Here is an 18,793-nt window from a genome sequence, read left to right on the forward strand (position 1 = left end):
TTATATCAAATTGGTATAATTTATAAAGGATGGGGTGAAAAAAATGCTTAAAATAATTGAAACAATAGTTGCAGACTACAAGGCTGTATTTGAAAAGGATCCTGCTGCAAGAAATTTTTTAGAAGTAATACTTTGTTATCCGGGCTTTCATGCTATATTATTACATAGATTAGCCCATTTTCTTTGGAAATTAAAAATACCAGTTATTCCACGTTTAATTTCCCATCTCAATAGACTTTTAACAGGAATAGAGATCCATCCTGGAGCAAAGATTGGTAAAGGTTTCTTTATTGATCATGGTATGGGGGTAGTGATAGGTGAAACAACAGAAATTGGAGATAATGTACTCATATACCAAGGCGTTACCTTAGGAGGAACAGGTAAAGAAAAGGGTAAAAGACATCCTACGATAGGCAACAATGTGGTTATAGGAGCAGGAGCAAAAGTTCTTGGTCCAATAACTATAGGAGATAATACAAGAATAGGTGCTGGGTCTGTAGTATTAAAGTCTGTACCCCCCAATTGTACAGTTGTGGGAGTACCTGGAAGAGTTATAGTTCAAGAGGGGAGAAAACTAACTCCTAAGGAAATGCTAGAACATGGTAATATCCCAGACCCTGAACTAAGTTTAATTGAAGAACTAAAATCAAGAATTGAGAACATTGAAAATAGAATAGAAAAGCTGGAAAGACTATTAAGAGAAAAACCAGAAAATTTATGATATAATTACAGATTAAAAGAAAAAAGGTTCCCGGGGGAGCCTCTTAATCCGAGGCTGAGATGGTAGCGGAAGCTACCGACCCTTTGAACCTGATCTGGGTAATGCCAGCGTAGGGAAGGGCTAAGGATAAAAAAATATAACATTTAAGGTATATAAAAATTAAGGTTCCCTTCCACTATGCTGGCTAGGGAATCTTAATTTTTAATATAGGAGGTGCTTCATAATGTCTCAAAAGCCTGTAAGGCTTCTTACAGAGGGTGCTCTATCCATAGCTTTATCTCTACTTCTTTGGTATTTGCGAATAGGAGCTATGCCTCAAGGTGGAAGTATAAGTATGCAAATGCTTCCTCTCTTTATCTTTGCTTTAAGATGGGGAACATTACCAGGTATTTTAGTAGGATTAGTATATGGGGTTATACACTCCTTACAAGATATGTATGTTGTTCATTGGGCCCAATATTTATTAGATTATCCCATTGCTTTTGGTTTAATAGGCCTTTCAGGAATAGCAAAAAAGGTTAAGGTCTCAAAAATAATTTCCTTTTTTATAGCTTTACTTTTCTTAGCAGGTTCAATTCTGTTTGTAGTTAATATATCTAATGAACTTCCTCAAGCTCAAAAAACCCTAGAAGAGTTAAAATTAAAACTTCAATCTGCCCAAGGTGAAGAAAAAACTAATATAGAAGAGGATATTAAAGATTTAGAATTTAAATTGAAGTGGTTCCCAATTTCAAGAATAGTTTTAATAGTTGCAGGTATTCTTGGGGCATTACTTTTAATTTATGGTGCTGTCCTCAGAAAGACCCAAGAACCCATAGAACTTGGAGTATTTATTGGTGGTCTTGGAAGATTATTTGCTCATTTCCTGTCAGGCGTGATTTTCTTTTCCCAATATGCTCCACCTGGGACACCTGCATGGATTTACTCCCTAATATATAATCTTTTTGTAGTTGTACCTAGTACTTTTGTATGTTTACCATTAGTACTACTTATATACCCCAGACTAAAAGAAAGTGAGATATAATAAAAGAATCTATGAAAATAGTAATTTTTGCAAATGGAGAAAGCAATTTAGATATAAATGATATAGGAACTATATTCCCTGTCGACAAAATTATTTGTGCTAACGGTGGTACTAAATTGGCATTAAGGTTTGATATAACACCTGACATAATTGTAGGTGATTTAGATTCATTAACAGAAGATATATCTAAAAAGTTTGAGAATAAAAAAATAGAGTGGAAAATTTATCCAAAAGAAAAAGATGAAACTGATTTAGAATTAGCTGTAAGAGAAGCTATAAAATTCAACCCCCAAGAAATATATTTTATTGGACTATTGGGGGGAAGGATTGACCATTTACTTTCTAATCTATTCTTTTTAGAAAAAGTAAAAGATATGGGCATAGAGCCATATGTAATAGATAAAAATTTAAATATATATCTTATGAAAGGGGAAGAAGAAAGAATATTTTGGGGGAACAAGGGAGATACACTCTCCCTCATTCCCCTATCAGATGTGGTTGATGGTATCTCTTTAGAAGGCTTAAAATACCCCTTACAAAATGAACCATTATATAGAAAGCTTACAAGAGGAATAAGTAATGAATTCCTTTTACCGCAAGCAAAAATAAAAACTTCTGAAGGGACACTCTTTGTAATACATCTACACAAAAAATAAGCTCTTATGTTAAAATATATAGTCTTTATTTTTCAATATCATTGAAATTTTTTTAATTCTGAGGAGAAAATGGAAAAAAGCAAAATAATATTAGTTGGCTTAGAAAAAGAGATGGAAAATTCCTACTTGGATTACGCTATGAGCGTAATCGTAGGAAGAGCTTTACCTGATGCAAGGGACGGACTAAAACCTGTACAAAGAAGAATTATATATTCTATGTACGAATCTGGAATGCTACATAATAGACCCTACAAAAAGAGTGCCCATGTAGTAGGTAATGTCTTAGGTAGATATCATCCTCATGGGGATGCTGCAGTCTATGAAGCATTAGTAAGAATGGCTCAGGATTTTTCCTTCAGATACCCATTAATAGATGGACATGGGAATTTTGGTTCCATAGACGGAGACGAACCAGCAGCTATGAGATACACAGAGGTAAGACTTGCTCCTATAGCCTCAGAAATGATTGCAGATATAGAAAAAGATGTGGTAGATTTTGTACCCAACTATGACAATTCACTAAAGGAGCCGGTAGTACTTCCCACTAAAATTCCTCAGCTTCTTATGAATGGTTCTTCTGGAATAGCTGTAGGAATGGCAACTAATATCCCACCTCATAATTTAGGAGAATTAATAGATGCCTTACTATATTTAATAGAAAATCCTCATACAGGGCTTGATGAAATATTAAAGTTTATAGATGGTCCTGATTTTCCAACAGGTGGAATAATTGTGGGAAGAAAAGGAATAAGGGAAAGTTACTTAACAGGTAAAGGTAAAATCATAGTAAGAGGAAAGGTTAAAATAGAGGAAACAAAGAAAGGTGAAAAAAATATTATTATTACCGAAATACCCTATCAGGTTAACAAGGCTAATCTACTAACCCAAATTGCCGAACTTGTACAAGAAAAGAAAATAACTGGAATAAAAGATCTAAGAGATGAGTCGGATAAACATGGAATAAGAGTTGTAATAGAGCTTAGAAAAGAAGCAGAACCCCAAATTGTTATTAATCAGCTTTATAAACATACCCAATTAGAGACCACTTTTGGAGTTATCATGCTCGCTATTTTGGATGGTCAGCCTAAAGTCTTTAATCTTATAGAATTACTTAAGATTTTCTTAGAACATAGAAAAGATGTTGTACTGAGAAGAACTAAGTATGATCTGGAGAAAGCAAAGGCAAGGGCTCATATTTTAGAGGGATTGTTAATAGCATTAGATCACTTAGATGAAGTAATAAGAATTATAAGACAAGCTGAGAATGCTGATTCTGCAAGAGAGGAATTAATGATAAAATTTAAGCTCACACAGGTACAAGCTCAGGCAATTCTTGACATGAGATTACATCAATTAACAAAGCTTGAAAAAGAGAAATTAATAAATGAGATGGAAAGCATAAGAAAAACTATTGAAGAACTACAAAAAATACTTAACGATGAAAAAGAATTATGGAAAGTAATTGCAGGGGAATTAAAAGAGATAAAAAATAAATACTCTGATAAAAGAAGAACAGAAATTCAAGAGGAAGAAAAAAGCGACATAACTATTGAGGATTTAGTACCTGATAATCCTGAAGTTGTATGTCTTACTCGAGAAGGATATATAAAGAGACTTCCATTATCCACGTATCAAATACAGAAAAGAGGTGGAAAGGGTCTTAATACTCTTGCCAATAATATAAATGACATAATAACCTCTTTTGTGGTTACATCTACAAGAAGTACATTATTTTTATTCAGCAACAAAGGAAGGGTCTTTTACATAAAAACCTATGAATTAGATGAAACTTCAAGACAAAGTAAAGGTACTCCTCTTAAGAATTATATAGGCATATCAGAAGGAGAAGAAATAACAGAAATTATATCTTTAAATGAATTTCCTCAAAATCTCTATTTTCTATTTGTAACCTCTCAAGGAATAGTCAAAAAGACTCCTGTGGAAGAATTTCAAAATGTTAGAAAAACCGGCATAAATGCTATAAAATTAGCAGATAATGACCTATTGGTTAACGTATTCTTAACCACTGGAAACGATCAAATTATATTACTTACAAAGAAAGGTAATGCTATAAGATTTGATGAAAAAGATGTTAGACCTATGGGGAGATCTGCTCAAGGAGTGGTAGGAATAAAACTAAGAAAGGACGACTCTGTAATAGGTGGAATAATAGTTAAAAATGATAAAGACATTGTACTTGTTACAGAATATGGCATAGGTAAAAGGATAAAACCTGATGAATTCAATTTGCAAAAAAGAGGTGGAATTGGAATTAGAGCAATAAAAATAACACCTAAAACAGGTAATTTAATAGGAGTAAAAAATGTGTCAGAAAATGATGAAATATTAATTAGCACTCAAAAGGGTCAAATCATAAGATTAGCTGTAAAAAATATACCTATCATGGGTAGAAATACTCAAGGGGTAAAATTGGTAAAATTAAATGATGAAGATAGAGTAGTTAGTATTGATCTGGTGAGTAACGAAGAATGAAAAAATATGAATTAATAGATCATACAGCAGATATAGGAATAATTGCATATGGAAGTACGAAGGAAGAAGCTTTTGAGGTATCAGCAGAAGCAATGTTTGACCTTATGTGTCCGTTAGAAAAAATTGATGAAAAGGAAAGGTTTGACATTGAAGTAGATGCTGAAGATTTAGAATCTCTACTTGTTACATGGTTAAATGAACTCCTTTATGTATTTGACGTTAAAAGACTTATATTCAAAAAATTTAATGTCACCCTTATAGGGAATAATCAACTAATAAGCCACTGTTTTGGTGAGAAATTTGATCCTAGAAAACATGAAATCATAAGAGAAATAAAAGCAGTAACATATAATCTATTAAAGATTGAAAATAAAGATAACCAATGGATAATACAGGTGGTATTTGATATTTAATGGCAAACTTAATAGTTGGAGAATCTCAATCAGGAAAAACAACACTTATAAAAGTCCTTTCAAAAGGAAAGGCACACATTAAATTTTCTGATTATAATATATGTGCAGTACCCAAAGAGGATGAAAGGCTAATAGAACTTTGGAAAATCTTTAAAAGTAAATCTATTAATTTTATAAACTTAGACTTTATGGATCCACCAGGTAATGCTACTTTTACATCCCTAAATCCCCAACTTTATGAAAAAATACAAAAAGCAGAAATAATTCTTTATATGCTGCCTCTTTTTAGAGAAGATAAAGATCTTGATGAGATAAAAAACCAAGAAAATGAATTTATACTAAAAGATCTGGAAACTACAGAAAAACTTTTGAAAAATAGAAAATTAGGTATACCTGAAAAAGCAGTTTTAGATAAAATCCAAAAAAGTTTATTAGATGAGATTCCATTAAGCAATATGGAATTTAGAGAGGATGAACTAAAAATACTTTCTGCTTGGAATCTACTATCTATAAAACCAATTTTTTACATAATAAATATCTCAAATACTCAATTAGAAGATGAAAAACTTCTAAATTCCATAAAGGAGAAATTAAAAGATAAAATCTATTTCTTATTTCCGGCTAAATTAGAAGAAGAACTCTTAGAACTTGATGAAAAAGATGTCACAGAGTATTTGTCCATGTATAACTTATCAAAAAGCATAAGAAACCTATTAATAGATAAAATTTTTGAGTTTAACAATCTTATTTCCTTCTTTACAGTTGGAGAAAAGGATGCTCGAGCTTGGAAGCTAAAAAAAGGAAGCACAGCTTTAAATGCTGCTGGTGTTATTCATACAGATATTGCAAAAGGTTTTATAAGAGCTGAAGTAATAAGATGGGACGAGCTTGTAAAAATCGGTGATTGGAAAAAGGCATATCAAGAAGGAAAAGTAAGAGTAGAAAAGAAAGATTATATAGTAGAAGATGGAGATGTATTATATATAAGATTCCACATATAAAATTAATTAAGTCTTTTCTCCTTTAACAAAATCATAAAGTGTATATTTAGCTAGCGTTTCTCTTAGTTTATTTGTCATCTCAATCCATAAAGGTCTTGTTTTACACTGAGAAACCCTCTTGCACTTATTAGGAAAAACTATACAATCCACTAATGCAGTCCTACCCTCTAAAGCCTCTACCACCTCTAAAATCTTAATTTCCTTTGGATCACCATTTATATAATAACCACCTTCTGCTCCAACCTCAGCCTTAACAAATTTGTTTTGCGAAAGAATTCTCATAATTCTTTCCAAGTATCTTAGAGGAATCTCTTCAGCCTCAGATATTCTCCTTACACTTACAGGATTTCCCTCTTTTTGATTTTTAGCTATGTATATGAGAGCTCTCAAACCATATCTTGACCTTGTTGATAATTTCATAATTATTACACCTCTAAATTCATACTTTTTTAGGACATTTTACATGTTATCCTTTTAAAAGTCAAACATCAATCAGACCAAAACATTCTTCAGCCATTGAAAAGATTTATTCCCCCAAATCTCATGTCCCCCATCAAAAAACTCATAATTTAAATTATCAGATACATTTAAAAAATCATATACTTTTTTAATCTTTGAAAAAGCAAATTTTGTTGCTTCTATAGGAAAAATAGGATCTTTTATACCATGTTCAATAAATAGAAATCTTGGTGCAATAAGTCCTGCAATATCATACATCTCTGCATATTTCAAAATACCATAAATATAATTGCATTCACAATGAGAAATACTTAATACGCTGTCTCTAAAGGTATTTAAATATCCACTAATAACGGTAGCTTTAATACGATCATCTAATGATGATGCAAATAAGGAAGAGGTCCCACCACCTGAAATCCCATAAATGCCTATAGAATCTTTTTTTACCTCAGGGAAACCTTGAAGTAAATCAATACTTCTTATTATATCCCAAACCCTAAGTCCTATAACTGTTTTACCAAGCATTAAAGCCCAGAAAAATAACTCTCTACAAGAAGAAATCTTTTCATTCTTTACTATTTTCCTGTATCCAAAACCCAATTGTTCAATAACAAATGTAATGAAACCCTGTTTTACCAATGAGATTCCAAAATCCTTCATATAACCAGATGGAATTTCTCTCTCATTACCATTCTCATCAAGTCCAACAGCATCATTCATCCCTATTCCATGACCAGGAACAGCAATAACAGCAGGAGCAGGAAGTTCTACCTTTTTGGGAGTAAGAAGATAAGCATAAACTTCTATATCTTCTGCCGAATTGAATATAATAAGTTCTCTCTTATAATCCTCAAAATCCTTAGTATCTAAAACCCTCAAATTGGTATCACATTTTTCTGGAAATCCCCCTAAAAGTTCAATTAACTTTAATCTAAAATTTTTTCTCCAATTTAGCCATTCTTCCTTATTCTTTGCTTTAAATCCATATAATCTTTCGTTTTGATAAAGCTTTTTAAAATATAAAAAGTCCATAAGTATCCTCCTTAATCAAAATAATGTTTATATTGTACACTATTAATTTATCTGATGTTAACAAAAATAAATGATTGTTTTAAAATAACTTAAAATGAATTATAAAGAGATTAATAAATTGAGGTTAATTGCGGATTTTCATATACATTCAAAATATAGCAGGGCTACAAGTAAAGATATGGATCTCCATAGCCTTACAAAATGGGCTAAAATTAAGGGAGTAAATATTTTAGGTACTGGCGATTTTACGCATCCATTATGGTTTAACGAGTTGAAAGGTAAATTAAAAGAAGAAAATTACGGCATATATTCTTACAATGATATTTATTTTATTTTATCCTCAGAGATAAGTCTTATATATAATCAAAATAACAAATTAAGGAGAATTCATCTTCTTATTTTTGCTCCTTCCTTTGAGATAGCATATAAGATTAATCGCATACTTGAAAAATATAGTAATTTAACGTCAGATGGAAGGCCAACATTGGGTGAACCCATACAAAAAGTTATACCTCAACTTTGGGATTTATCTGAAGAGATCCATATAATACCTGCTCATGCTTGGACACCTTGGTACTCTATATTTGGCTCAAAATCAGGTTTTGACTCAATAGAAGAAGCCTTTGGTAATTATTCTAAATACATTTTTGCTATAGAGACTGGATTAAGTAGTGATCCCTCTATGAATTGGAGGTTAAGTAAATTAGATAAGATTTGTTTAATTTCAAATTCAGATGCCCATTCTCCAAATAAAATAGGTAGAGAAGCTAATGTACTTAATTGCAATTTAAATTACAAAGATATCTTTAATGCTATTAAAAATCAAGATAAAGATAAATTTTTATATACTATAGAATTTTTCCCAGAAGAAGGAAAATACCACTTTGATGGTCATAGAAATTGTAATATATCATTACACCCCAAAGAGAGTATTAAGTTAGGGAAAATCTGTCCCATTTGCGGTAAACCACTTACTATAGGTGTTCTACATAGAGTAGAAGAATTAGCTGATAGAGAAGAGGTATATTTACCTATTAAAATACCTTATAAAAATTTAGTACCATTGGAAGAGATTATTGGGCAATCTTTAAATAAAGAACCTTCATCACCTATAGTACAAAGGGAATATTTAAAAACCATATCAAATCTTGGAAATGAGCTAAGCATCTTAATGGATGTATCATTAGAGGATATAATTAGAATTTCTGGAGAAAAAATTGCCAAAGGCATAAACCTTATGAGACAAGGAAAAATAAAAAAAATTCCGGGATATGATGGGGTCTATGGTAAAATAATAATTTTTCCAGAAGAGGCATCTTCAGAAAATCAACTTTCTCTCTTCTAAAAAGGTCTTTTGAAAAGCTCTAAAATTTTATCCTTTAAAGTTATGCCTGGTAGTAAGTTTTTAAAATCTTCAATGGCCTTATCAAATCCGATATCATAACCTCTTTTCTGACTCTCTAACCATTTATGATCTGATATATAAACGTAAAGATCTGCTTCTGTTCTTCCTGGAAAAGCATCCAAAAGTCTTTCTTGTTGGATTTTTTTAACAATTGGTAGATAAATATTTCTATACCAATCTCTTGCCGCTTCTTTAATATTAACCTCTTCCCCCTTTTTTTCGCTCATATAATATTTATGTTCTAAAATTTGATTTAAAAGCTTTCTATACTGCCCTATTTCTGTAAGAATTATCCCTCTTAACCCTGTAATTAATTCAAAATCTGACCTTTCTCTGTGTAATATATTTTCTATACTGTTTTCAGAAGGAATATATTCAATTACATGAGCATCAATCTCTTTCTGACCTAATTTCTTTGCTACAGCCACTCTATGATTTCCATCAACAACATAATATTCATCTTTTATCTTATAAACCTCGATAGGAGGTAAAATTTTTCCTCTCAAAATTGCATTTTCAAGCTCTTGTAATCTACTTTTTGAACTACCTTTTAAAGGTCTAAACTCTTCATCAAAATCTTTATATCTTCCAACACTACCAACAATCTTATCAACCTCAATAGTCTGATAACCTAAGTCTCTCCATCCTGAAATTTCTTCTTCTTTTAAAACTTCATCAAAACTCTTTAAATGTTTTTTATTTTTTAAAAATCTCTTAAAAAACCTCATTTCTATAAATCCAAAAGAATTATTCCAGAACAGTTTATAATTTTTGTATTACCAAGCTCTGCAAACCTTTTAGAGTTATAAACATAATTCATGTGTGTATGCCCGTGAAGAAAATATTGAGGTTGATATTTCTCTATTAATTTTAGAAAAGCTTTAAAACCTTTATGAGCTAAATCATCTCCTTCATGAATTCCAAAAGGTGGAGAGTGAGCTACCACAATGTCCACCCCTTTTCTTAACTTTAAAAACAATCTTCTAATTCTCCACTCCATTTCCTCTTCGGTATATTGAAATTTACCTACACTATATTTTATAGAACCACCAAGTCCCAAAATTTTCCTCCCTTTAAACTCTATCATCCTTCCATCAATACTTTCACAACCTTCTGGAGGCCTCTTTTCATATATCTCATCGTGATTTCCATGTACATAAAATACTGGTACATTTAACATTGTAGCTATATAAGTAAGAAGTTCCGGCATAACATCACCACAGGATATAACCCCCTCTACCCCTTTATATGGAGTTATATCAAATTTTTCATAAAAATTTGGAGATTCAATGTCAGATAGAGCTAATACCTTCAACTTAAGGGCTGTCCTATCCTCATCTTAAGTTCATTAATATATCCTATAGAGAAAGGATCCTTATCTGCTAAATAAGCAAGATATACAGTAGCAAAATCTCCTAAATATGTCATAGAAAAGAACTGAGTAAGAGGAGATTTTCCTTCAGCTTGCCACATGAATATAGGTACTCCTCTTTCAGATATTTTCTCTTTCATGAACTCTACCCTAATCTTCATTTCTCCATCAAGAGAGGTGTACAAGAAAATAAGAGTTAATGGCTTAATAACTTCATCCATAGCTTCCCACGCCATAATTTCATTATGGTTAAGCTCTGGAAAGAAGTGATAAAATGCAGGATATTTTGAATTTTCATTGATTTGACATTTCCATCTATAAGCTGCTACCTTCCATTTTTCCTCTACAGCATAAATAACAGGAATACGCTTAAAGATCATTTTTGCAACTTTTTTGGCTACATTTTCTTCTGTTGGTACTTCTCTCTTGAAGCTTTCTCTTGCCTTTTTAAGATAATTAATAGTCTCCTCTATCTCTGACTTTTTAGAGGATACTGCTCCTATTTTTTCCAAAACTACAAAAGAAGGAATTGTTACATAGCCTATAGCAGCTCTTGGTGCCATGCCTGATGGTATCTCAACCAAAGTAAGATTTTTTTCATTTGCAAATTCTTTTAATTTTCCTCCACTTGTTACTGCTACAACAGAGGCTCCTTTATCATAAGCAGCTTTGGCAGAATTTAAAGTTTCTACAGTATTACCTGAATAACTAACCGCAAATACTAAGGTTTTACTATCCACCCAAGTAGGGAGATCATAATCTCTGTTTACATATATAGGAAATCTTGCTTCTTTAAAAAGGGCACTTTGTAAAACGTCGCCTCCTATAGCAGATCCGCCCATACCAAGCACAAGAACCCTCTCTATATTATAAGACACATTTTTTATAGGAGTAGAATAAGAAACTTCTGCGGCTCTTTCTATTTGTTCTGGCAAATTATAAACTGCTGAATACATGTCCTTGGGGTCTAAGTTTTTAAGAACCTCAATTTGATCCAATTTCTCTACCATCTTTATGCCTCCTTTAATTATTTTGTTTGTGAAATTATTTTAGCTTATAATTAAATCGTTGACAATAATTAAATACTCTGTATACTTTAAAAGTATTTAAAATAATTTAAGAAAGGAGGATGAAAGAAATGGAAACAAAGGTTGTATGGAATGGAGAAATGAAATTTACAGGAACAACTCCTTCTAACTTCAATATCGTCATGGATTCTACACCAGATCATGGAGGAGGAAATGAAGGACCTCGCCCTATGGAGCTTATACTTGTAGCTCTTGGGGGATGTACAGGTATGGATGTAATCTCTATTTTAAATAAAATGAAAGAGAAGGTTGAACATTTTGAAATGAAAATCACAGCAGAAAGAGCCCAAGAGCATCCTAAGGTTTATACCAAAGTACATATTGAATACATTTTCAAAGGGGAAAATTTAAATGAAGCTAACATCAAAAAAGCTATAGATCTTTCTCAAACAAAATACTGCTCTGTATCTGCTATGTTAAGAAACACAGCAGAAGTTACATACTCATATAAAATACTTTAGTGGAAGGGAGAGAACAGGCTAAGTATGGATAATGTAAGAGTAAGAATAGCACCAAGCCCCACTGGATATCTCCATGTAGGGACTGCTCATACTGCTCTTTTTAACTGGCTTTTTGCAAAGCATAACAATGGAAAATTTATATTAAGAATTGAGGATACTGATATACAAAGGTCATCAAAAGAATATGAAGAAAATATTTTAGAAGGATTAACTTGGCTTGGTCTATATTGGGATGAAGGTCCATATTATCAAACTCAAAGATTAGATCTGTACAGAAAATATGCAGAAGAGCTTCTTAAAATAGGTGCAGCATATTATTGTTATTGCACTCCTGAAGAATTAGAACAAAGAAGAAAAGAGGCTTTAGCTCAAAAAAGACCTCCAAAATATGATAGAAAATGCTTATATCTATCAGATGAAGAAATAGCAAAATACGAAAGAGAGGGAAGAAAACCTATTATAAGATTATTAGTTCCAGAAGGTAAAACTGTTTTTAATGACATCATAAGAGGCGAAATAGAATTTGATAATGAGGATATAGGAGATTTTGTGATAATGAAATCAGACGGCATTCCTACCTATAATTTTGCTGTAGTTGTAGATGACTACACAATGGGAATCACTCATGTAATAAGAGGAGAAGATCATATATCAAATACTCCCAAACAGCTTTTTATATATAATGCCCTTAACTGGACTCCACCTGAATTTGCCCATTTACCTTTACTTCTTGGCCCGGATCGATCTAAGCTTTCAAAAAGACATGGTGTTACATCTGTTACAGAATATAAAAAGATGGGATATTTACCAGAAGCTTTAGTTAACTACCTTGCTCTTTTAGGGTGGACCCCAGAAGGAAATAAAGAAATTTATACAATTGAAGAATTAATAGAACTTTTTGATTTAAGAAGGGTCACTAAAAATCCAGGTATTTTTGATATAACAAAACTTGAGTGGATAAATACACAACATATAAGAAGACTTTCTGTGGAAAAATTGGCTGAGCTTACTTTGCCATTCTTAGAAGAGGTAGAATGGTTCAATAGGAACAATTTTGATAAAAATTACTATTTAAAAGTTGTCTCTATTCTACAAGAAAGATTAAAAACCCTATCCCAGATACGAGAATATGGAGATTATTTCTTCTTAGATAAACTTAATTACGACCTTGAAACTGTAAAAAAAGTATGTAAAAGTCCAGATATACATATCTATTTAGAGAAAATTAAAGAAGAATGGTCTAAAATTCCAAATTCAGAATTCAGCGCTCAAAATTTAGAAAACATATTAAGAAATTTAGCTGAAACCCATCAGATTCCAACAAAAAATTTAGTCCATCCTATCCGTGTTGCATTAACAAATAAAACTGTTGGGCCTGGTCTTTACGAACTTGCAGAAATTCTTGGGAAAGAAAGAGTCATAAAAAGATTAGAAGAGTTTATAGAGTGCCTTAAAGAACTTTAAACTCCAAAAGTAATATGTTAAGACGCTCTCCTTATAAAGATATAATAAATTACGAAAATATCCTTTCTAAGGATATAGGAGAAGGAGAGCGTCTTTTTCTGCACTATACCTTAATACAAGCAAAAAGTAATCTGGAAATAGCTGAAAAATCTGACTATTTTGTCTCTCCTCTTCTCTTTTTCTATGGTATAGTAGCATTAGCCAAAATTATAATTTTGAAAAACTCCAAGATTATACCAAGAGAGGTTTTACATGGACTTACAGTAAGAGTAGCTGGAGAAAAATCCATAGATTGGACTAAAAACTATGATCCTAAAAATGAAACAGTTCTCGTTAAGGAAAAAGGTCTTTTTCCTACTTTTTACAAATCTATATCTTCCCATGCTCTTCCCGAGGGTGAAAAATACACCTTAGGAGATCTCTTCCTCTTTCTCGAAAAAAAAACCTCATTAGAACCTTTAGCTGTCCATTATCTTATTCTATTTCTTCTATCTATGCTAGCAAGATATGAACCTCAAAAGTGGGGATGGGCATATGAAAAATCTTCTTTCTCAAGAGAATTGAATACCTATTTAAAAATTGTAGGAAGAGAGATTTATGATCTTTGGAGAGAGAAGATTAATTTATAATAGCTTTCAAAAAGATCCTTAATTAGAGAAATATTATAAAGATCTTTAAAACTCATTAGCTTATTATAACTTTTGTCAAAGTATTTTTCAGCAATATTAAAGGTAGCTTCTTTTACCCTTTTTTTATCTAAAAGCTCAATTATATATAAAATATCCCTCTCAGATAATCTTTCCCTCGTCCATATTTCTTCTAACATCATTCTTTCCTTATCTGAAGCCTCCGAATATAAGTACAATACAGGATAAGTTTTCTTCCGTCGTAAAAGGTCATTAAAGGTGTTCTTTCCTGTTTTATTTGGATCACCCCAAATTCCCATAGCATCATCAGCTATCTGGAAGAACAATCCAAAATCTCTACCAATCTCTTGGAAGATTTTTGCTATATCCTCCTTATAAATTGCTGAATAAGCTCCTAAATAGAAGCTTGTAGAAAAAAGTTTAGCTGTCTTTTTCTCTATCATAATAAGATATTCTTTAAGAGATACTTCTTTCTTTTTTTCAAACAATAAATCCAGATATTGACCTTCTATAAGTTCTCTTATAGTCTCAGTAATAGTTGATAGGGTTTTAGCAAGAAGCTGAGGATTTAAATTAGATAGAACCTGAAATGTCATATCAAATAAAAGATCTCCCACATTTATAGCTTGAGCTTCTCCCCAAATTTTCCATACAGTCCATCTTCCATGTCTTTTCTCATCTCTATCTTGAATATCATCATGAACAAGAGAAAAATTATGAAGAAATTCTAAAGAGGATGCTATATCTAAAACAGAGTCAAGATCACCACCTAAGGATTGATTTATTAATACACAAAAAAGAGGTCTTAATCTTTTTCCACCTTTAAACTCCATAAGAGGCTGAAAGTTTTCATCCACCCAGCCCATATGGTATGCAGTAATAAAATGAACTGGAACCTCTGATGAAAACTTATTCCAATTTTCTTGTAATCTTTTCTCTATTTGAAGAAGATATTTTTGAATTTCGTTCATATCCATTCCATTAATTCTTTAAAAAATTCCAAAAAATGTTTATCTGATAAAGCTTCGTTATGAGCAGGTGTTATACATACCACCTTTCCATTACCATAACAATGATACCATCCTGCTATGGATTCCCCATTTAAGGATTTGGAATAAAGAAAAACATTTGTTCTTCCTTTATCACAATATACAAAATAGTGTTCATCAAGAAGCTCAAAATTTATATTTTTCCCATCCTTAGGCGATTTTCCGAAATATTCTACTTTCCCTCTTTCAGGATGATATTTAAAATAACCTTTTAATATATCTTTTACAAAAAGACTTTCTGGATCATAGGAGGCAAGACCAGAGTGCCAGACTAAAAATTTTCCTCCTTCTAATATATAATTTTGTATATTACTTTCTATATCTTTTCGCATCCAAACTTTGTCTTTATCTTGCCCTATTCTATTTTCCCTTCCCAAAATAATTAGATGATAATTTTTTAAATTAATAGGAAAATCATCTGGAATTATATAATCAATATAGTCCTCTTTATTTTTTACTTTTTCTAAGACTTCTTTCAAATAAACTTCAGGATGATAAAAATCCCCTAATATTGCAAGAATTCTCCTCATTTTCTAAAAATTCTCCAAAAGTTCTATTATAAATTTTATTCTTTCAAATGAATCAAGATAAGTATACATACCACCTGTATAGTAGCCTTGCTGAGCAACTTCTATCCCATTTTTCTTAAAATCCTCTATTATCTTTTTCGTACCCTTTACTAAAAATCCTAAATGATGTACCCCTTCCCCATGAGTATCTAAAAACTCTCTCCAAGTAGAAGGATTTTCATCCGGTTCAATAAGTTCTATCTCTACGTTCTTAAAATTTTTAAAGAAAGCAAGCTTAGCCCTTGCTGGTGTAGGATTTCCTTTATATTGTGTCTTAGCTTTTTCATAGACATCAGTGATAATAATTTCAGGTTTTTCAACCCCAAAAATTTTAGAATATTCCTCTACTGCCTTTTCAATATCTCTCACAATTATACCTATCTGAACCACTACATCAGTACCTAAAATATCATTCACCATTTTCTTTTTCCTCCTTACAATATATTCTATTTTTAATTATATAATTTTCTACAAGATCTGGTACCAAGTATTTAATAGACAACCCTTTTTTTATTCTGTCCCTAATCTCTCTTGCCGAAATTGGGAAATATGGAAATTCCAGAAAAAAGATTCTATCTTCAAATTTTTCAAAAAGCTCCTTAATCTCTTCGAAAAAATAATTTTCTCCTCTACTTCCAATAACTATTTTTGAAAGTCCCAAAATATCATAAGGATCCTTCCAAGTTAGAAAATATTTAAATGCATCTTGTCCCAGTAAAAGATACATCTCCGTATTATAAAAAAGAGAAGATAGATCTTTTAAAGTGTCAATAGTGTAAGAAACACCTTCTCTTTCAAGCTCTATAGGTAATACCTCAAAATAAGGATTATTAAGAATAGCTAACATAACCATCTCATATCTTTGTTTTGAGGTAGCTTCTGGAATTTCTCTATGGGGTGGTATCTTATTAGGTATAAAAAATACCTTATCTAAATGAAATTTTTCTCTTGCATATTCTGCAAACCAGAGATGTCCATAATGAATAGGATCAAAAGTACCTCCTAAAACGCCAATTCTCTTCATAGTTATCCCTTCAATATTAAAGAATTATTTTTTTTATCAAATATAAACATGTAATCTCCTATTTTAACTATATCCCCATCAGACACTCTATATTTATTCAAAAGTTTTATAATTCCTCGTCTTTTAATATAATTAGAAAAATAGGCAAAGGCTTGCGGATTATAAAGATCTAATTTATTAGCTATTTTTTCAGTTTTATCATCTTTAAGTACCCATATATTTTCTTCATTTTTCTCAAGTAATGGTACCTCTAACTCTTTAATTAATTCTTTATTAGAAATCTCTTTATCTAAGTCAATAGCAGGAATATCTTTCTTCTTTTCTTTCACATATTTTTCTAACATTTCTAAAAACTTATCTACATTTATTCCCTCTTTGGCTGAGATAAAGATATAAGGTATACTTAAGCTTTTAAGCCATTCTTTAATTTCTTTCATTCTTTCTTGAGTCTCTGGTAAATCAATTTTATTGATTACAATAATCCTCGGTTTTTCAAGAAGTTTTGGGCTATAAAGACTTAACTCTTTTTGTAATATTTCATATGCTTTTTGTAGAGGATTCTCCAAATCACTTCCATCAAGAACAAAAACCAGAACTGATGTTCTCTCAATATGTCTTAAAAATTCATCTCCCATTCCCTTGTTTTCATGAGCTCCTTCTATGATTCCTGGAATATCTGCTACAGTAAATGTAAAATCTCCTCTATCCACAACACCAAGATTAGGGAATTTTGTTGTGAAAGGATAGGGAGCAATTTCTGGAGTTGCATTAGTTATTTTTGAAAGAAGAGTTGATTTACCCGCATTTGGCAAGCCCACAAGTCCTACATCAGCTAAAAGTTTTAATTCTAAATATAGCCACCTTTCCTCTCCTTTTTCTCCCTTTTCTGCAAAATAAGGGGTCTGTCTTGTAGAGGTTGCAAAATTAGCATTACCTCTACCACCCTTACCACCTTTTGCTACTACTATTCTTTGCCCATGGAATGTCAAATCCCCTAGTAATTCTCCTGTTTCAGCATCAAAAATTAAAGTTCCTACTGGAACTTTAATAATTAAATCCCTTCCATCTTTTCCTTTTTGATTTTTACCTTTTCCGTGCTCTCCTCTCTCAGCATAATAATGACGTTTATAATGGAAATCGAGCAGAGTATCCAAATTCTCATCAGCTTCTATAATTACATCTCCACCCTTACCACCATCACCACCAGCAGGTCCTCCTTTGGGCACATACTTTTCTCTACGAAAAGCAATACATCCGTTACCCCCATCACCTGCTTTAATATATATTTTTGCCCGGTCTATAAACATACCTTGGATTAATTTTGAGAAACAGGGAGAACATTTATATATTTTCTGCCATGTTTTACAGAAAACTTAACAATACCTGGTTTTAATGCATAAAGAGTGAAATCTTTACCCAAACCCACATTTATACCTGGATAAATCTTTGTACCTCTCTGTCTAACTAATATATTTCCAGCATCCACCAACTGCCCCTCAAATCTCTTTACTCCCAAATATTTAGGATTACTATCCCTACCATTTCTACTTGCTCCACCTGATTTTTTGTGAGCCATTTATTTTCACCTCCTATTTTTAAGGTGTTACTATTTCTTGTATTAAGAGTTGTGTAAACGGCTGTCTATGACCATACTTTCTTCTATAATGTTTCTTTCTTTTGAACTTAAATACAATTACTTTTGGATATTTATCCTGCCTAACTACCTTTGCCTTAATCTTAGCACCATTTACGTATGGCTTTCCTACCAAAACGTTATCCTCTTTACTTACCAATAGAACTTTATCCAATACTACCTCTTCACCCACATTTGCTTTTATTTTTTCCACATTAACTAAGCTTCCTACACTTACTTTATATTGTTTCCCTCCTGTTTCTACTATAGCAAACATTCCCT

The 18,793-nt window shown here is 31.7% G+C and carries 22 protein-coding genes and 1 riboswitch; of the genes, 10 read left to right on the plus strand and 12 right to left on the minus strand.

All coding sequences use genetic code 11. The annotated features are described in order from the left end of the window. The first annotated feature begins 22 nt into the window (after nt 1-22). The 6 genes from cysE (at nt 23) to ACY3JM_RS06810 (ending at nt 6,308) form a co-directional block, all read left to right on the plus strand. Nucleotides 23-721, plus strand: a complete 699-nt coding sequence (cysE, locus tag ACY3JM_RS06785; protein ID WP_463111806.1) for a serine O-acetyltransferase — start codon at nt 23-25, stop codon at nt 719-721. Nucleotides 722-743: 22 nt separating this feature from the next. Next, a riboswitch (TPP riboswitch) is annotated at nt 744-854 on the plus strand. Between the two features lie 90 nt (nt 855-944). Next, a complete protein-coding gene (locus tag ACY3JM_RS06790) occupies nt 945-1,745 on the plus strand; it encodes an energy-coupled thiamine transporter ThiT (RefSeq protein WP_463081954.1) in 801 nt (266 codons plus the stop codon). A gap of 11 nt (nt 1,746-1,756) precedes the next feature. Continuing rightward, a complete protein-coding gene (locus ACY3JM_RS06795; protein WP_463081953.1) occupies nt 1,757-2,401 on the plus strand; it encodes a thiamine diphosphokinase in 645 nt (214 codons plus the stop codon). A gap of 69 nt (nt 2,402-2,470) precedes the next feature. Continuing rightward, nucleotides 2,471-4,894 carry a DNA gyrase subunit A gene (gene gyrA, locus ACY3JM_RS06800; protein WP_463081952.1) on the plus strand — a complete coding sequence of 808 codons (2,424 nt, stop codon included), beginning with the start codon at nt 2,471-2,473 and terminating at the stop codon, nt 4,892-4,894. After that, entirely contained in the window at nt 4,891-5,307 is a 417-nt protein-coding gene (locus ACY3JM_RS06805) for an archease (protein WP_463081951.1), read from the plus strand. Before gyrA ends, ACY3JM_RS06805 begins: the two co-directional genes overlap by 4 nt. Then, nucleotides 5,307-6,308 (plus strand): DUF933 domain-containing protein, encoded by a 1,002-nt coding sequence (locus ACY3JM_RS06810; protein WP_463081950.1) that lies wholly within the window; start codon nt 5,307-5,309, stop codon nt 6,306-6,308. Before ACY3JM_RS06805 ends, ACY3JM_RS06810 begins: the two co-directional genes overlap by 1 nt. Before the next feature lie 6 nt (nt 6,309-6,314). On the opposite strand, the gene ACY3JM_RS06815 is transcribed toward ACY3JM_RS06810, so the two are convergent. After that, complete coding sequence (locus tag ACY3JM_RS06815; RefSeq protein ID WP_463081949.1) at nt 6,315-6,728, minus strand: RrF2 family transcriptional regulator; 414 nt, start codon at nt 6,726-6,728, stop codon at nt 6,315-6,317. Nucleotides 6,729-6,800: 72 nt separating this feature from the next. Continuing rightward, on the minus strand, nt 6,801-7,799 hold the full coding sequence (locus tag ACY3JM_RS06820; protein ID WP_463111183.1) for an alpha/beta hydrolase family protein: 999 nt from the start codon (nt 7,797-7,799) through the stop codon (nt 6,801-6,803). Nucleotides 7,800-7,893: 94 nt separating this feature from the next. On the opposite strand from ACY3JM_RS06820, the gene ACY3JM_RS06825 reads away from it, so the two are divergent. Then, nucleotides 7,894-9,144 (plus strand): endonuclease Q family protein, encoded by a 1,251-nt coding sequence (locus tag ACY3JM_RS06825; protein ID WP_463081947.1) that lies wholly within the window; start codon nt 7,894-7,896, stop codon nt 9,142-9,144. On the opposite strand, the gene ACY3JM_RS06830 is transcribed toward ACY3JM_RS06825, so the two are convergent. From ACY3JM_RS06830 to ACY3JM_RS06840, 3 genes are read right to left on the minus strand one after another with little or no spacing between them, the layout of a single operon-like run. Then, complete coding sequence (locus ACY3JM_RS06830; protein ID WP_463081946.1) at nt 9,141-9,932, minus strand: DUF4032 domain-containing protein; 792 nt, start codon at nt 9,930-9,932, stop codon at nt 9,141-9,143. The genes ACY3JM_RS06825 and ACY3JM_RS06830 overlap by 4 nt on opposite strands. Before the next feature lie 2 nt (nt 9,933-9,934). Further along, complete coding sequence (locus ACY3JM_RS06835) at nt 9,935-10,519, minus strand: metallophosphoesterase family protein (protein ID WP_463081945.1); 585 nt, start codon at nt 10,517-10,519, stop codon at nt 9,935-9,937. Further along, complete coding sequence (locus ACY3JM_RS06840; RefSeq protein WP_463081944.1) at nt 10,516-11,586, minus strand: bifunctional phosphoglucose/phosphomannose isomerase; 1,071 nt, start codon at nt 11,584-11,586, stop codon at nt 10,516-10,518. Before ACY3JM_RS06840 ends, ACY3JM_RS06835 begins: the two co-directional genes overlap by 4 nt. 128 nt (nt 11,587-11,714) lie before the next feature. Between ACY3JM_RS06840 and ACY3JM_RS06845 the strand changes: the two genes are divergently transcribed. The 3 genes from ACY3JM_RS06845 to ACY3JM_RS06855 are packed head-to-tail and all read left to right on the plus strand — an operon-like array spanning nt 11,715 to nt 14,218. Then, nucleotides 11,715-12,125 (plus strand): OsmC family protein, encoded by a 411-nt coding sequence (locus ACY3JM_RS06845; protein WP_463081943.1) that lies wholly within the window; start codon nt 11,715-11,717, stop codon nt 12,123-12,125. Nucleotides 12,126-12,149: 24 nt separating this feature from the next. Continuing rightward, the gene (gene gltX / locus ACY3JM_RS06850; RefSeq protein ID WP_463111184.1) at nt 12,150-13,589 is read left to right on the plus strand and encodes a glutamate--tRNA ligase; all 1,440 of its coding nucleotides are present in this window, start codon (nt 12,150-12,152) and stop codon (nt 13,587-13,589) included. A gap of 14 nt (nt 13,590-13,603) precedes the next feature. Beyond that, a complete protein-coding gene (locus ACY3JM_RS06855) occupies nt 13,604-14,218 on the plus strand; it encodes a YaaC family protein (protein WP_463111185.1) in 615 nt (204 codons plus the stop codon). Here the strand turns inward: ACY3JM_RS06855 and ACY3JM_RS06860 are convergent. The 7 genes from ACY3JM_RS06860 to rplU are packed head-to-tail and all read right to left on the minus strand — an operon-like array spanning nt 14,185 to nt 18,788. Then, a complete protein-coding gene (locus ACY3JM_RS06860; RefSeq protein ID WP_463111186.1) occupies nt 14,185-15,207 on the minus strand; it encodes a polyprenyl synthetase family protein in 1,023 nt (340 codons plus the stop codon). The genes ACY3JM_RS06855 and ACY3JM_RS06860 overlap by 34 nt on opposite strands. Beyond that, nucleotides 15,204-15,815 (minus strand): ThuA domain-containing protein, encoded by a 612-nt coding sequence (locus ACY3JM_RS06865; RefSeq protein WP_463081939.1) that lies wholly within the window; start codon nt 15,813-15,815, stop codon nt 15,204-15,206. The genes ACY3JM_RS06860 and ACY3JM_RS06865 overlap by 4 nt, the downstream gene beginning before the upstream one ends. 3 nt (nt 15,816-15,818) lie before the next feature. Next, nucleotides 15,819-16,274 (minus strand): VOC family protein, encoded by a 456-nt coding sequence (locus tag ACY3JM_RS06870; protein ID WP_463081938.1) that lies wholly within the window; start codon nt 16,272-16,274, stop codon nt 15,819-15,821. Next, a complete protein-coding gene (gene nadD, locus ACY3JM_RS06875; RefSeq protein WP_463111187.1) occupies nt 16,264-16,878 on the minus strand; it encodes a nicotinate-nucleotide adenylyltransferase in 615 nt (204 codons plus the stop codon). Before nadD ends, ACY3JM_RS06870 begins: the two co-directional genes overlap by 11 nt. 2 nt (nt 16,879-16,880) lie before the next feature. After that, nucleotides 16,881-18,185, minus strand: a complete 1,305-nt coding sequence (obgE, locus tag ACY3JM_RS06880) for a GTPase ObgE (RefSeq protein ID WP_463081936.1) — start codon at nt 18,183-18,185, stop codon at nt 16,881-16,883. An 8-nt stretch (nt 18,186-18,193) separates the two neighbouring features. Next, a complete protein-coding gene (rpmA, locus tag ACY3JM_RS06885; RefSeq protein ID WP_148807410.1) occupies nt 18,194-18,454 on the minus strand; it encodes a 50S ribosomal protein L27 in 261 nt (86 codons plus the stop codon). A 19-nt stretch (nt 18,455-18,473) separates the two neighbouring features. Continuing rightward, entirely contained in the window at nt 18,474-18,788 is a 315-nt protein-coding gene (rplU, locus tag ACY3JM_RS06890) for a 50S ribosomal protein L21 (RefSeq protein ID WP_463091346.1), read from the minus strand. Between the last annotated feature and the right edge of the window lie 5 nt (nt 18,789-18,793).

This window comes from Dictyoglomus sp. SSW (assembly GCF_055181335.1).

What these genes read in the sequence shown, in the direction of transcription:
- ACY3JM_RS06790 (WP_463081954.1), top strand. Translation starts at nt 945, where the DNA reads ATGTCTCAAAAGCCTGTAAGGCTTCTTACAGAGGGTGCTCTATCCATA.
- ACY3JM_RS06795 (WP_463081953.1), top strand. Translation starts at nt 1,757, where the DNA reads ATGAAAATAGTAATTTTTGCAAATGGAGAAAGCAATTTAGATATAAAT.
- gyrA (WP_463081952.1), top strand. Translation starts at nt 2,471, where the DNA reads ATGGAAAAAAGCAAAATAATATTAGTTGGCTTAGAAAAAGAGATGGAA.
- ACY3JM_RS06805 (WP_463081951.1), top strand. Translation starts at nt 4,891, where the DNA reads ATGAAAAAATATGAATTAATAGATCATACAGCAGATATAGGAATAATT.
- ACY3JM_RS06810 (WP_463081950.1), top strand. Translation starts at nt 5,307, where the DNA reads ATGGCAAACTTAATAGTTGGAGAATCTCAATCAGGAAAAACAACACTT.
- ACY3JM_RS06815 (WP_463081949.1), bottom strand. Translation starts at nt 6,728, where the DNA reads ATGAAATTATCAACAAGGTCAAGATATGGTTTGAGAGCTCTCATATAC.
- ACY3JM_RS06820 (WP_463111183.1), bottom strand. Translation starts at nt 7,799, where the DNA reads ATGGACTTTTTATATTTTAAAAAGCTTTATCAAAACGAAAGATTATAT.
- ACY3JM_RS06825 (WP_463081947.1), top strand. Translation starts at nt 7,894, where the DNA reads ATGAATTATAAAGAGATTAATAAATTGAGGTTAATTGCGGATTTTCAT.
- ACY3JM_RS06830 (WP_463081946.1), bottom strand. Translation starts at nt 9,932, where the DNA reads ATGAGGTTTTTTAAGAGATTTTTAAAAAATAAAAAACATTTAAAGAGT.
- ACY3JM_RS06840 (WP_463081944.1), bottom strand. Translation starts at nt 11,586, where the DNA reads ATGGTAGAGAAATTGGATCAAATTGAGGTTCTTAAAAACTTAGACCCC.
- ACY3JM_RS06845 (WP_463081943.1), top strand. Translation starts at nt 11,715, where the DNA reads ATGGAAACAAAGGTTGTATGGAATGGAGAAATGAAATTTACAGGAACA.
- gltX (WP_463111184.1), top strand. Translation starts at nt 12,150, where the DNA reads ATGGATAATGTAAGAGTAAGAATAGCACCAAGCCCCACTGGATATCTC.
- ACY3JM_RS06855 (WP_463111185.1), top strand. Translation starts at nt 13,604, where the DNA reads ATGTTAAGACGCTCTCCTTATAAAGATATAATAAATTACGAAAATATC.
- ACY3JM_RS06860 (WP_463111186.1), bottom strand. Translation starts at nt 15,207, where the DNA reads ATGAACGAAATTCAAAAATATCTTCTTCAAATAGAGAAAAGATTACAA.
- ACY3JM_RS06865 (WP_463081939.1), bottom strand. Translation starts at nt 15,815, where the DNA reads ATGAGGAGAATTCTTGCAATATTAGGGGATTTTTATCATCCTGAAGTT.
- ACY3JM_RS06870 (WP_463081938.1), bottom strand. Translation starts at nt 16,274, where the DNA reads ATGGTGAATGATATTTTAGGTACTGATGTAGTGGTTCAGATAGGTATA.
- nadD (WP_463111187.1), bottom strand. Translation starts at nt 16,878, where the DNA reads ATGAAGAGAATTGGCGTTTTAGGAGGTACTTTTGATCCTATTCATTAT.
- obgE (WP_463081936.1), bottom strand. Translation starts at nt 18,185, where the DNA reads ATGTTTATAGACCGGGCAAAAATATATATTAAAGCAGGTGATGGGGGT.
- rpmA (WP_148807410.1), bottom strand. Translation starts at nt 18,454, where the DNA reads ATGGCTCACAAAAAATCAGGTGGAGCAAGTAGAAATGGTAGGGATAGT.
- rplU (WP_463091346.1), bottom strand. Translation starts at nt 18,788, where the DNA reads ATGTTTGCTATAGTAGAAACAGGAGGGAAACAATATAAAGTAAGTGTA.